We start from the raw sequence: 13,070 nt of genomic DNA on the forward strand, positions 1-13,070 counted from the left end.
GAATTGACCTGGTGATGGGACTCGGGATCACGGTAGCCTACGCGCATAGACTTGATAAGCACATGACATATCCACCCGGGTGTCCCCCACCACCACCGGAGGAACCATGCGCAGGAGAACTCTGATACGCGGCGCCGTGGCGACCGCCCTGGCGCCGGCGGCGATCGTCACCACCGCCGGAACCTCGGTCGCCGGAAGCCCGGCTCCCACGCGGGCCGCGGCGGACCTGGAGGGCGTCGACGTCTCGAACTACCAGGCCGGCATCGACTACGCCCGCGCCGCCGTGGAAGGCCGAAGCTTCGTCATCGCCAAGGCCGGGGGGTGCCAGCTCGCCCAGGGGCCGTACGTCTCGTCCTCCTACCCCGGCCATGTCGACGGTGCCCGCACCGCCGGTCTGCGCGTGGGCCACTACTGGCTGACGGGGGACTTCCTCACGCCCACGGCCGCAGCCGACTACTTCGTGGACCACCTGCACGACTACCGGGCCGGCGACGTGCTCGCCCTGGATGTCGAGGTGCTCGACGACTCCACCCGGCTCTGGAACGACGCGGATGTGTCCACCTGGTTCAACCGTGTGCGTGAACGGGTCGGTGCGTACGTCCCGTGGTTCTACGTCAGTACGGGAGCGCTGCGCTCGGGCACATGGGACCGCACCATCGCCGCCGGAGCCCATCTATGGGCCGCCTCCTGGGGCTCCAACGACGGCACCTGGCCCGGTGCGCCCGACCTCGGAGGCCGCTACCCCGACTGGGCGGTCCACCAGTACACCTCCGTCGGTTCCGTCGCCGGTACCTCGCCCGTCGACCTCGACCGGGCCCGCCCCTGGGCGTTCGACTTCACCGAGCCGACCGATCCGCCGCCCGGCGGTGGTGGGTTGCCGAAGACGTCGACCGAGCAGGACGGTGTGCCGGGTCCGGTGATGTGGCAGCGGACGCAGAACTGGCTGCGGATCGAGTCGGGGTACACCGGTCCGATCGACGGGGTCCCGGGCGCCAACACGTACGCGGCGCTCCAGCGGAACATGCGTGACTGGGGATACACCGGTCCCGTCGACGGGGTCCCGGGTACCCAGACCTGGGCCGCGGTCCAGCGGCTGGCCGCCGCTCATGGCTACACCGGCGCGATCGACGGCGTGATGGGCCCCAACTCCTGGCGCGGCTTCAGCCGCTTCATCAACCAGGACCGCTGGGACTGACCCACCACCCCCGGGCCGAAGACCGCGAGGCGTACACCCGGCGCACCACCGTCGAACGCCGCGTCACCCGCTCGGAGCGCTGGCGTGGGATCGCCGACCCGTTCCGAAGAGACAGCGGCCATCCACCTGGCCGGACTGCACGGGCTTCTCCCTCCGGTCTGCGGACCCCAGGGGGTCGAGGAGACGTACTCCTGTACTACGGTCAACTCCAAGACAAGCATCGGCTCGATGTCCTAGAAGGACCTAGTGGTGGCAACGCTTCCAGAGATCACAGCCCTGTTGGGCGAACCCCGGTTCAACTGGTCGGATCCGGCGCCATGGATCGAACTGGAGCAGGAACTCGGCATCGAATTTCCTGCGGACTTCCGTGAGATCGTTGACGCCTATGGTTCGATTGTGGTCAACAAGCAGTTGTATTTGAAGCATCCCGCCGATCATCTTCTGCACGATCTGGGAGCAATGATCAGGAGGGACCTCGAGCTCTGGCGCGAGGAGGATATGGCGGAGTTCCTGCCCAGTCCGGTGGGCTCGAACGCCGGGCAACTGATGCCGGTGGCGACGGCCACGACGGGCGAGGCGGTTTTCCTTCGCGTGCCCGCCGAGCCCTCGTCGCCCTGGCGCGTCGTTGTCCAGGAGTTCGACAGTCCGGCCTGGACTCTCCACGAGATGACGTTCAGTGAGTGGTTGCTGGCTTATCTCAAGGGTAGGGACGTGACGGTGTGTTCTCGCAACTTCGCGCCTGACCGTGCGTTCTTCGAATTCCTGCCCTGAAAATGACCGCGGTGGTATCTCCTGTCCTGGTGACAGGGAGATACCACCGCGTGAAGACTCACCTGGGCCACGCTGTGGATCGCTTCGCAGGATTCAGTGGTCTGCTGCGATGACGGACGGCGAGCTGATCGTTGACCTGCGCGGTCGGCTGATCGAGTCACTCAACGACTCTTCTGGGACGCGGTGAGCGAGCCGTACGGGCTGCCAGAGTGGTTCGGTCGAACCTGGACGCGTGGTCGGACAGGATCGAGACCCGGGGCATCTCTGAGGTGACCGACAGCCACGACCTCCTGGCTGGCATCTTTGACGGAGAGCGGAACCGGTTCGTCGTCCACGCACTGGCCTGACGAACCTCTCGGACACCTTGCTCAATGCCGGGTCCAGATGAGGATGGCAGCAAGGTGGAGGGCGGCCTGGTAAACGATGGCGGGTTTGTCCGTCCGCATTGCGAGGCCGCGCCACTGCTTGAGTTGGGCGTTGCAACACTCGACGGCATTGCGCTCCTTGTATGTCTCAGCGTCGAAGCCGGGCGGGCGGCCTCGCCGCAGACGGTGGCTGATCTGGTCGGCGGGCTGCGGGATGACGGCACGGATGCCGCGTCGACGGAGGTGGCCACGGATCGCGCGGGAAGAGTAGACGCGATCCGCAAGAACGACCGCAGGGCGGGTTCTTGGCCTGCCAAGTCCGCTTCGCGGGATCCGGATTCCGGCCATGACCGCCTCGAAGGCCGGCGCGTCTCCGGCCTGGCCCGCGGTGACGTGGATGGACAGAGGCCGTGCCCGGCTGTCACTGGCCAGGTGGACCTTCGTGCTCAAGCCACCGCGGGAGCGTCCGAGTGCGTGATCCTCGGGTCCGAAGCGGCCGGGTGCCCCCCTTCCTGGCTCCGGCCGCATGCTGGTGAGCCCGGCGGACGGTGGAGTCCACCGAGACTGCGGACAGCTCCTGGTAGTGCTTCGTTGGCACCACCAGGCCCGTCGCCCGCCCGGCTAGGCCCGTCGCCCACCCGGCCTGGGAGGCTCCACCGCGTCCCGGATGCTGGCGCGCGCCGCAGCGGCGACCGCTTCCGGGGTGATGCCGAACTCCTCGTACAGCCGCTGGTAGTCGGCGGACGCGCCGTAGTGCTCCAGGCTGACGATCCGGCCCGCGTCACCGACCACCTCGCGCCAGCCCTGGCCCACGGCGGCCTCCACGCTGACGCGGGCGCGCACGTCGGGCGGGAGCACGTCGTCCTGGTACGGCAGCGGCTGCGCGGCGAACCATTCGCGGCAGGGCATCGACACGACGCGTACGGCCAGCCCTTCGTCGACCAGCAGTTTGCGGGCGTCGAGCGCGATCTGGACCTCCGACCCCGTCGCCACCAGGATGACGTCGGGGACGCTCTCGGACGCCTCGACGAGGATGTAGGCGCCGCGCGCCGCTCCCTCGGCGGCGGCGTGCACACCGTCGTCGCGGTCGAGCACCGGCAGGTTCTGCCGGGTGAGGACGAGGCCGGCGGGGCGGTCGGTGTGCTCCAGGATCGTCCGCCAGCAGACCACGGTCTCGTTGGCGTCGCCGGGGCGTACGACGTCGAGGCCAGGGATGGCGCGCAGCGCGGCCAGGTGCTCTACGGGCTGGTGGGTGGGGCCGTCCTCCCCCAGGCCGATGGAGTCGTGGGTCCACACGTAGGTGGCGGGCAGCTTCATCAGGGCGCCGAGGCGGACCGCGGGCCGCATGTAGTCGCTGAACGTGAGGAAGGTGCCGCCGTAGGGGCGGGTCAGGCTCTGCAGGGCGATGCCGTTGAGCACGGCGCCCATCGCGTGCTCGCGGATGCCGAAGTGCAGGGTCCGGCCGTAGGGGCCTCCGGCGAACTCGTCGGTCTGCCGGTCGGCGGGGACGAACGAGGGCTCGCCGTCCATGGTGGTGTTGTTGCTGCCCGCGAGGTCGGCCGAGCCGCCCCACAGTTCGGGCAGCACCGGCGCGAGGGCGGTGAGGACGTTGCCGGACGCCTTTCGGGTGGCCATGCCTTTGGCGTCGGCCGGGAACACCGGCAGGGCGTCGGTCCAGCCCACGGGCAGCTTCCGCTCGCGCAGCCGGTCCAGCAGGGCCGCCCGCTCCGGGTCGGCGGTGCGCCACTCCTCGTAGGCCCGCTGCCAGCTCTCCCGGGCCGCCCGGCCCCGCTCCCCCACCGCCCGGGTGTGGGCCAGGACGTCGTCCTCGACGGGGAAGAACTCCTCGGGGTCGAAGCCGAGGAGCCGCTTGGTGCCGGCCACCTCGTCGTCACCCAGCGCCGCCCCGTGCGCCTTGCCGGTGTTGCGCTTCGTCGGGGCGGGCCAGCCGATGATCGTGCGCAGCATGATCAACGAGGGCCGGGACCGCTCCTCCTTGGCCGCCTCGATCGCGGCGAGCAGCGCGTCGACGTCCTCGACGTAGTCGCCCGTCCGGGTCCAGTCCACCGTCTGGACGTGCCATCCGTACGCCGCGAAGCGGGCCGGGACGTCCTCGCTGAACGAGATGTCGGTGTCGTCCTCGATGGAGATGTGGTTGGAGTCGTAGAAGGTGATGAGGTTGCCGAGCTGTTGGTGGCCGGCCAGGGACGCGGCCTCGGACGCGACGCCCTCCATCATGTCGCCGTCGGACGCCAGCACGTAGACGTGGTGGTCGAACGGGCTGGCACCGGGGGCGGCGTCGGGATCGAGGAGACCCCTCTCCCGGCGGGCCGCCATCGCCATTCCCACGGAGGCGCCCATGCCCTGGCCCAGCGGGCCGGTGGTGATCTCGACGCCCCGGGTGTGCCGGTACTCCGGATGGCCGGGGGTCGCCGAGTCCCAGGTCCGCAGCGCCTTCAGGTCGTCCATCTCCAGGCCGTAGCCGGCCAGGTAGAGCTGGATGTAGAGGGTGAGGCTGGTGTGGCCGCAGGAAAGGACGAAGCGGTCCCTGCCCACCCACTGGTCGTCGGCGGGGTCGTGGCGCATGACCTGCTGGAACAGCAGGTAGGCGAGGGGTGCCAGGCTCATCGCCGTACCGGGGTGGCCGTTGCCTGTCTTCTGGACGGCGTCGGCGGCCAGCACCCTGACGGTGTCCACCGCGCGCACGTCCACATCGCTCCAGCCCGCCCGTTCGGCCACGGGAAGGGCGAGCCCGGCATCTCGCGTTGCCGTGCTGCCGGAAGAGGATCGCTCGGGCGCCATTGTGTTGTCTCCCTCGGATGTCGCTTCTCGGTACGACGGGGCCGGTCGGTGCGGCTCGCCACCCCTTCGCATCCTCGGTTCACTCGGCTTCCTCCGCACCCGGAGCGGGCCCGGCGGTGCGGTGGAGCGCCCGATGCCCGCCGGACGTCCGTGCGCCCGGCGCGGGTGGCGGGGACGCACGCCCCGCCGACCGGTCGCCTACCCCCGGTGGTCCCCGGCAGGCGTGTGCCGCCGCGCGTGCCCCCGCGTCCCGCTGCCTGCCCGAGCGGCGGAACGGGCGTACCGGATGAATGATGAACAGATGCGGTGGTGCCGTCCGGCGCCCTCGCCGGACGGACCGGGCCTGCTTCGTCCACGACGCGGAAGGCATGAGCGCATGACCTCCCAGACCACGTTCCCGGTGGCGGACCTGGTGCCACCCGTGCGGGTGCCGTCGCCGGACCGCCCGGGCGGCGTGACGCCGGTGGGCGCGGGCGCCGGGGGCCGTCCGACGGCGGCGAGGCCCGCACCGTGAGGTCATCGGACGGGCTTCTGGAGTTCGGCTTCATGCGCACGGTCTTCGACAGTCTGGGAGCGGGGGTGTTCGTCGCCGACACCACCGGCCTGCTCACCGCGTGCAATCCGCGGGCGCAGGAGCTCCTCGCCCGCCGGCAGGAGGAGATGCTCGGTCACGACATGCACGATCTGCTGCACCGCCGCCGGGACGGCGGGACGGTACCGCGCGAGGAGTGCGGGCTGCTGGCCGTCCTGGACAGCGGCAGGCCGGCCGAGGGAAGCGAGGAGCTCTTCCTGCGCGGGGACGGCAGCCTCGTCCCGGTCATCTGGGCGGCGACCCCCCTGAGGCACGAGGGGCGCGTGGAGGGCACGGTGGTCGTCTTCCACGATTTCAGCCTGCACCGGGACGCGGCCGAGCAGACCGCGGCCTACCTGGCGGCGCTGGAGGGACTCACCGCCCGGCTGACGATGGTGGCGGAGGTCTCGACCGTCCTCATCTCCACCCTGGAGACGCCGGAGATGCTGAACAGGCTGGCCGGGCTTCTCGTGCCCGACCTGGGCGACTGGGCGGCGATCGACGCCCGTACGGCGGGACAGCCGGGCGGGATGGAGCGGGTGGCCGTGCGCACACCGGGCGGCCAAGGGGCGGTGTCGGGGCTCACCGGGGCGCTGCCGCCGCTCCCCGATTCGACCCGGTCGGCGGTGGTCCAGGCGCTGCGAGGCGTCGAGCCCGTCGTCCTGGACGCGGACGCCCTGAGTGAGCAGCCGGACAGCCCTCTGGCGAGCGCCTACCGGGAACTGTTCGAGAACCTGGGAGGCACCTGTGCCGTCGTGGTGCCCCTGCACACCCGGAGACAGGTCTTCGGCGCGCTGACCGTGGCACGCGTGGCGCCCGGCTCCTCCTACACCGATGCCGAGGTCTTCGTACTGGCCGACATCGCGCGTCGCACCGGCCTCGTCATGGAGGCCGCCGAACTCTTCGAGCAGCAGCGCCACGTCGCGGAGACCATGCAGCGCCAGCTCTTCACCCCACTGCCGCAGGTCGACCACCTCACGCTGGCGGCCCGCTACCGGCCGGCCGAGAGCGCCGCCGAGATCGGCGGGGACTGGTACGACTCCTTCCTCCTCGGCGACGGGGTCCTGACGATGGTCATCGGCGACGTCGTCGGGCACGACCTCAAGGCGGCCGCCCACATGGCGGAGGTGCGCAACATGCTGCGTGCCCTGGCCTGGGACCGGACGGAGCCCCCCAGCCTGATCATGCGCCGCCTGGACGAGGCCATGACCCACACCAGCGACGCCCCCATGGCCACCTGTGTCTTCGCGCGCGTGGAAGGAGCCGAGGGCGGGCCCTGGGAACTGCACTGGGTCAACGCCGGGCATCCGCCGCCCCTCCTGATCACCGCCGACGGCCGCACGCGCTTCCTCGAGGACGGTCACGGCCCCCTGCTCGGTCTCAGTTCGGCCCTGCACATGGGGCTGGGGTGGCCCGACGCCCGCGCGGATCTCCCGCCCCGGTCGACTCTTCTGCTCTACACCGACGGGCTGGTCGAGAGCCGCACCCGTGACATCGCGGCCGGTCTCGCCACGCTGCGCCGGCACGCCGCGGAGCTCGCCGGCCGGGACGTCGAGGAGTTCCTCGACGAGCTCCTGGCCCGCATCGACCCCAGCGGCGACGACGTCGCCCTGCTGGTCCTGCGCACCCCGCCGGCCGGAGTCGGCGCCGGCGACGACGAGGCACCGCCCCAGCACGGACACAGCCCGGCCGCCGCCAACCGCGGAGCACCGGGCTCCCGCGTCGAGGACACACCGGTCAGGGACACCTCCGAGCCTCCCTGACGCACACAACTCTCCTTTCTGCAAAGGGGTTTGGATGCACCCTTCACCGGGGTCCGGCCCTGCTCGCCGTCACACTGACCGGGGGCCCGGGCTTCACGGGCCGGCCGGTCGTTCGGCAATGACCCTGCCAGGGCGACCTCCACGCCCGAAGACCTCAACGCATTCTGGGACGGCCTGTTCGGCGGGGTCTGCCGGGGCCACGGCGGCGATCTGCCCGGCGACTCGGTGGGCGGCGGCCGGGCCACGGGCGAGACGCCCCCTCCTCGGTCCGGGAGGAGCACCGCCGCCTGTACGAGACGATCGCCGCGGCCGACGCCGAGGCGGCGGCCGCCTGTGCGCTCCGGCACGTACGCCACTACCGGGAGGAGGCGCTGCGCCTCCTGTTCGACGAACCCGGCGCGTCCCGCTCCGGCTGAACCGCGGGCTCGGCGGGCCACCGGTGGGCCCACGGCGCCGCGCGCTCGAACGCGGCCGCCGCACGCAGGACCTGCGCGTCGGCGAGGTGCCGGCCCACGATCTGGAGCCCCACCGGCAGACCGTCGCGGGTCCAGCCGGCGGGCACGCTCACGGCGGGCTGGCCGGTGAGGTTGGCCGGGAACGTGAAGCCGGTCCAGGCGGTGTCCGCCACCTCCCGGCCGTCGATGCGCTCGGGCCCCTGGATGCCGACGGCGAAGGGCGGCACGGCGGCGGTCGGCGTGACGAGCAGGTCGTACGTGGACATCATCCGCGCCGTCCGGTTGACGACGCCCTTGCGGACGATGTTGGCGTCGGTGAACTCCTCGGCCGTCCAGCGGCGTCGCATCATCGCCACGAGATGGGGCGTCATACGGTCGCCGTGCTCATCGACGAGGCGGCGCATGCCGGTGAGGTCCGTCTCGGCGGCGATGAGGGCGGCGAAGGCCTCGGCGGGGTCGTCCCATCCGGGATCCACCGCGTCGACCCGGCAGCCGAGGTCCCTCTCCAGGACGCCCACCGCGGCGTCGACGACACGGCGCACCTCGGGGTCGACGGCGAGGTAGCCGAGGTCGGCGCTGTAGGCGACGCGCAGTCCCTGGACACCCGCCTCGTGGGGCGCCCCGTTCCAGTCGACGTCACCGCACGGGATCGAGTGGCGGTCACGCGGATCGGGCCCGGCCAGCACGGACATCATCAGAGCCGCGTCGGCGACCGTGCGGGTCAGCGGGCCGATGTGTTCGAGCGACTCCCAACCCGAGACCCCGGGGTAGCGCTCGTCGCGGCAGCCGGGCCACACCGGGACCCGTCCCATCGCCGCCTTGAAGCCGACCAGCCCGCAGTGCGCGGCCGGCACCCTCACCGAGCCTCCCCCGTCGGACCCCAGTGAGACCGGCCCGAGGCCCGCGGCGACGGCCGCTGCCGATCCCGCGCTCGAACCACCGGGTGTGAGCGCCGTGTTCCATGGATTACGGGTGGCGGGGAAGAGCGGGTTGTGGCCCGCGGCGCTGTAGCCGAACTCGGTGGCGTTGGTCTTGCCGAGCACCACGGCGCCGGCGCCGAGGACGCGTTCCACCACGATGTCGTCCTCGTCCGGCACGAACTCCTCGTAGGCGGGCGAGCCGGACGTGGTGCGGATGCCCCGGGTCGCGATCAGGTCCTTCACCCCGATCGGCACGCCCGCCAGCGGGCCGACGTCCTCACCGTGCGCCAGGCGCTCACCGATGCGGCGGGCACGATCACGCGCCTGGTCGGGGACGGGGGTGCAGAAGGCGTGCAGAGCGGGGTCCACCTCCGCCGTACGGTCGAGGACCGCGTCCACGGCTTCGAGGGGAGACACCTCCGACTTCTGTATACGGGAGGCGAGTTCGGTGACGGACAGGCGGCAGATCTCGTCGCGTGCGGTGCGGTCCATACGGGGTGTCCTCCTTGGACGGGTCAGGCTGCCCGGGTGAGCGGCGAGGGCGCGGTGTCACGCTCGACGGCCAGGTAAACGCCGCACGCGACGGCCATGCCGATGACCGCGTCGACGGAACCGGGCAGCAGGTAGTGGGCCACCGTCGCGGCACAGGCTCCCGCGGCCCACGCGACGAGGGCGGTCGGCCGGTACGGCCGGGGTTCGCGTCCCGCCGTGCGCCGGCGCAGGAACAGCTGGTCCGTGATCAGGACGGCGCCGATGGGCGGCACGAAGATGCCGAGCAGGTTCAGCCAGTCGAGGAAGAGGCTCCAGACCCCCGTCAGGGCCGCCACCAGGCCGAGGACGCTCAGGACGATCGCGAGTGGCCGCATCCGGAAGGGGGTGATGGCGGACCAGCCGACGGCTCCGTTGTAGAGGCAGTGCGAGGCGACCGAGCCGAGGTTGACGAAGACGAACAGGACGGCGACCGAGGTGAGCAGAGGCCCGTGGCCGGTGAGCAGCCCGAGGAATCCGCCTCCGTTGACCGCGGGGTCCACTGCTCCGCCGACGGCCACGACGAGACCGCCGACGAGGTAGGCGACGCTGTTGGCGAAGGGGAACGCGCAGCTCGCCGCGACGACGGCGGCCCGGCCGTCGCGGGCCCAGCGGGTGAAGTCCGCGGTCATCGTGCCCGAGTCGGAGAACCCGGCGACCACGATGCTCATGGCGGCACCGAAGGACAGTGCGTGGCCGGCGCCCTCGTAGGACAGGGCGTCCCCCGGCGAGACGCCCCCGTCGGCCGCACCGAACCAGAGGGCGACGCCCGCCAGGACGACGAAGAGCGGAGTGGCGACGAGCCCGATCAGCGAAAGGGCCCTGATGCCGAGGACCGTGAGCACGGTGTAGAACACTCCCCCGGCGAGCGCGCCCAGCAACGGCGCCCAGCCCAGGGCTTCCTGGAGCGTGGTCCCGCTCAGCCCGATCTGGAAGGAGTACCAGCCGATGACGACCGTGGACAGGAATCCGGAGGGTATCCGGCTGCCGAGCGTGCCGAACGTCCGGGCTGCCTGGTGGGAGAAGTTCTCGCCGGTACGGCCGGCGAGCCAGCTGAGGGCGCCGACGTAGGCGAAGAGCACGAGGTTGCCGAGGACGATCGCGGCGGCCCCGCGCGCCAGGCCGAGGTTGTAGACGATGACGCCGCCGAACACGGCGTTGCCCAGGTTCATCGGGAAGCCGAACCACACGGCGGACACCGACAGCAGCCCGCGGCGCGCCCGCTCCGGCACCGGCTCGTGCTCGTACTCCTCGCCCAGCGGGCCGCCTTCACCCTGCTGCGGCTTCTCGCGGTCTGTTCCACTCGTGATGACGGCCACGGGCCCTCCCGGCTTTGGTATACCGCTGTGACGCTTGGACGGTAGGTTCCGGGTGTTTCGGCCGGTATCACGGCTTGTTACGGGACGGGGACGCCGGGACGGCGGGGGGCTCCGGCCCTCGGAGGTCAGCCGGCCGTGCGCACGGCCATGTCGAGCAGCCTCTGGATGTGCAGGCCGTGGGCCGCGTCGATCCCTGTGCCCCGGCCGGTCCGTACGGCGGTGGCGAACTCGCGCCGGAGGACGGGCCAGCACTCCTCGTGGTCGATGCCGGCGGTGTCGTAGACCAGTTCCTCCCCCGGGCCGAAGAGCTCGACCCGCGTCCTGGCCCGCTCCAGCCGCACGCTGCCCGAGAGGGACGCCTGGCTGACCGCGCCGGTCTCGTGCTCGCAGGTGAGCTCGATCCAGCGCCGCGGATCGCCCGTCGCCCGTACGGAGACGATGGGGCCGACCGCGCCGTCGAGGATGTCCAGGAGGTGGGGGCCGAGATCGAGCAGGGCACCGTGCTCCAGACGCCAGGACGTGGCGAACTCCCCGCCGAGGAAAGCCCCGTGCAGGTAGCAGGAGCGGGCGCCCGTCACCTCGCGGGCGGCCGCCTCGGCGAGGAAGGCCCGGGTGGCCGGGTGGTACCGCTTGGTGAGGACCAGCTGGGAGATCACGTCGTGCTCGCGGACGGCGTCCGCCACCGCGCGCGCCGCGTCGAGGTCGGCGCCGAGGGGCTTCTCCAGCAGGAGTGCCCGGCCGGCCGCGGCCGCGCGCGGGGCCAGGACCGCCTGCACGGCCGGGGGCACGGCGAACGCGACCGCCTCGCACCGGTCGAGGAGTTCCTCGAAGGAGGCGGCGACCGGGGCTCCGTAGGGTCCGGCGACCTCGGCCGCGGCCTCGGGGCGGCGGGCCCAGACCGCCGCGAGCGCCGTCTCCGGCCCGGCCGCCAGCATGCGGGCGTGCATGGCGCGGGCCCAGGGGCCGGCGCCGACGAGGCCGACACGGACCGGTTCGTAGGGCCAGGCGTCCGGGAGGGGGGCGGTGGGCATGGTGCTTCTCCGTCGTTCTGCTGTGGGTGGGTGCGGGTGCGCTCGCCGCCCGGTGCGTCCGGGGCCGGTGCCGGTGCCGGGGAGTTCAGGCGCCGGCGCGGGCCAGGGCTCCGAGGCGGGCATCGGCGCGGTCGGGGGCGTAGAGGTGGTCGATGACCATACGGGCGGCTCCGGTCAGGGCCGCACGGTCGCCCAGTTCGGACGTGACGACCTGGAGGTTGGCCGTGGTGCGCGGCATGGCGCGCTGGTAGATGAGCTCGCGGACCCCGGTGAGGAACGGGGTGCCGGCCAGGTCCCCGCTCAGCATCAGCACACCGGGGTTGAGCAGGGTGACGACCGTGACCAGGACCTCGCCGACGCGCTGCCCGGCCTCGCGGGCGAGCCTCACGGCGTCCGGCTGCCCCGCGGCGAGGTGCTCGCGGACATCGGATCCCGAGGCGGTGGGCACGCCGGCCGAAGTGAGCTGCCCGGCGATGGACCGGCCGCTGGCGACCGCAGCGAGGCAGCCGTAGGAGCCGCACATGCACAGCGCGTCGGGGCGGTCGTGCAGGCGGATGTGGCCGATGTCGCCCGCGCCGCCGTCGATGCCCCGGTAGATCTCACCGCCCACGACGACTCCGGCGCCGATCCCGGTGGAAGCCTTGACCAGGACGAAGGCGCTGCACTCCGGATGGCCGGCGCGCTGCTCGGCCAGAGCCATCAGATTGGCGTCGTTGTCGACGAACACGGGGAGGGGTCCCGCGGCGGGCATCGGGCCGACGTGCTCGGTCCAGGCCTCGCGCATGCGCTCCCGTACGGGGAAGCGGTCCCACCCGGGCATGATCGGCGGCTGGACGATCCGGGCCGACTCCCAGTCGACGGGGCCGGGGACGGAGAGGCCGATACCGCAGACCCGGTCTGCCCCCGATCCCGCCTCGGCCAGCAACGGGCCGAACCAGCGGGCCAGTTGGTCCAGCGCGCGGTCGGGGCCGTCGGCGATGACCAGGTCCCCGGTGTGCTCCGCGAGGATGTTTCCCGCCAGGTCGAGCGCGGCGACGCGGGCATGCCGGGTCTCCAGGTCGGCCACGAGCACCACGGCGTGCGTCGCGTCGAACTCCAGCCGGGCGGAGGGTCGTCCGCCGGTGGAGGTCCCGGTGGCGCCGCGCAGCCAGCCCGCTCCGAAGAGCTGGTCGAGCCGGTGGCCCACCGTGGAACGGGACAGCCCGGTGGCCTGCTGGAGCTCTCCGCGCGTGGTGGCCTCGCCGCTGCGAATGAGCTGCAGGAGATGCCCCGCGCTGGCCTGGTTTCCTGCCATCCCTGCTGTCCTCACCCTGTCTGTCGCGTCCGTGCCTGCTGCCCGAGGGTCCCGGC

General features: G+C 72.1%; 9 protein-coding genes and 1 pseudogene. 4 read left to right on the forward strand and 6 right to left on the reverse strand.

From position 1 onward, the window contains the following. Positions 1-106: 106 nt before the first annotated feature. Positions 107-1,195, forward strand: a complete 1,089-nt coding sequence (locus tag ACIRJR_RS16400) for a GH25 family lysozyme (RefSeq protein ID WP_403780162.1) — start codon at positions 107-109, stop codon at positions 1,193-1,195. A gap of 249 nt (positions 1,196-1,444) precedes the next feature. Continuing rightward, on the forward strand, positions 1,445-1,966 hold the full coding sequence (locus ACIRJR_RS16405) for an SMI1/KNR4 family protein (RefSeq protein WP_403780164.1): 522 nt from the start codon (positions 1,445-1,447) through the stop codon (positions 1,964-1,966). 368 nt (positions 1,967-2,334) lie between these two features. On the opposite strand, the pseudogene ACIRJR_RS16410 reads toward ACIRJR_RS16405, so the two are convergent. After that, positions 2,335-2,896: pseudogene (locus ACIRJR_RS16410) on the reverse strand (IS5 family transposase); the annotation flags it as partial. A 56-nt stretch (positions 2,897-2,952) separates the two neighbouring features. Next, positions 2,953-5,133, reverse strand: coding sequence for a transketolase (gene tkt, locus ACIRJR_RS16415; protein ID WP_403780167.1), 2,181 nt, complete (start codon positions 5,131-5,133; stop codon positions 2,953-2,955). Between the two features lie 510 nt (positions 5,134-5,643). On the opposite strand from tkt, the gene ACIRJR_RS16420 reads away from it, so the two are divergent. Both ACIRJR_RS16420 and ACIRJR_RS16425 read left to right on the forward strand, forming a co-directional pair. Beyond that, complete coding sequence (locus tag ACIRJR_RS16420) at positions 5,644-7,467, forward strand: SpoIIE family protein phosphatase (RefSeq protein ID WP_403780170.1); 1,824 nt, start codon at positions 5,644-5,646, stop codon at positions 7,465-7,467. A 188-nt stretch (positions 7,468-7,655) separates the two neighbouring features. Beyond that, entirely contained in the window at positions 7,656-7,883 is a 228-nt protein-coding gene (locus ACIRJR_RS16425) for an FCD domain-containing protein (RefSeq protein WP_403780368.1), read from the forward strand. On the opposite strand, the gene ACIRJR_RS16430 is transcribed toward ACIRJR_RS16425, so the two are convergent. From ACIRJR_RS16430 to ACIRJR_RS16445, 4 genes are all read right to left on the reverse strand, one after another. Continuing rightward, entirely contained in the window at positions 7,823-9,334 is a 1,512-nt protein-coding gene (locus tag ACIRJR_RS16430) for an amidase (protein ID WP_403780173.1), read from the reverse strand. The genes ACIRJR_RS16425 and ACIRJR_RS16430 overlap by 61 nt on opposite strands. A gap of 23 nt (positions 9,335-9,357) precedes the next feature. After that, positions 9,358-10,689 (reverse strand): cytosine permease, encoded by a 1,332-nt coding sequence (locus ACIRJR_RS16435; RefSeq protein WP_403780176.1) that lies wholly within the window; start codon positions 10,687-10,689, stop codon positions 9,358-9,360. Between the two features lie 125 nt (positions 10,690-10,814). Further along, entirely contained in the window at positions 10,815-11,720 is a 906-nt protein-coding gene (locus ACIRJR_RS16440) for a Gfo/Idh/MocA family protein (protein ID WP_403780179.1), read from the reverse strand. 85 nt (positions 11,721-11,805) lie between these two features. After that, positions 11,806-13,014 (reverse strand): ROK family transcriptional regulator, encoded by a 1,209-nt coding sequence (locus ACIRJR_RS16445; RefSeq protein WP_403780182.1) that lies wholly within the window; start codon positions 13,012-13,014, stop codon positions 11,806-11,808. Positions 13,015-13,070 lie beyond the last annotated feature (56 nt).

The sequence above is a fragment of the Streptomyces sp. NPDC102402 genome (assembly GCF_044765765.1).
In the GTDB taxonomy this organism is placed as follows: domain Bacteria; phylum Actinomycetota; class Actinomycetes; order Streptomycetales; family Streptomycetaceae; genus Streptomyces.

What these genes read in the sequence shown, in the direction of transcription:
- ACIRJR_RS16440 (WP_403780179.1), bottom strand. Translation starts at nt 11,720, where the DNA reads ATGCCCACCGCCCCCCTCCCGGACGCCTGGCCCTACGAACCGGTCCGT.
- tkt (WP_403780167.1), bottom strand. Translation starts at nt 5,133, where the DNA reads ATGGCGCCCGAGCGATCCTCTTCCGGCAGCACGGCAACGCGAGATGCC.
- ACIRJR_RS16430 (WP_403780173.1), bottom strand. Translation starts at nt 9,334, where the DNA reads ATGGACCGCACCGCACGCGACGAGATCTGCCGCCTGTCCGTCACCGAA.
- ACIRJR_RS16400 (WP_403780162.1), top strand. Translation starts at nt 107, where the DNA reads ATGCGCAGGAGAACTCTGATACGCGGCGCCGTGGCGACCGCCCTGGCG.
- ACIRJR_RS16445 (WP_403780182.1), bottom strand. Translation starts at nt 13,014, where the DNA reads ATGGCAGGAAACCAGGCCAGCGCGGGGCATCTCCTGCAGCTCATTCGC.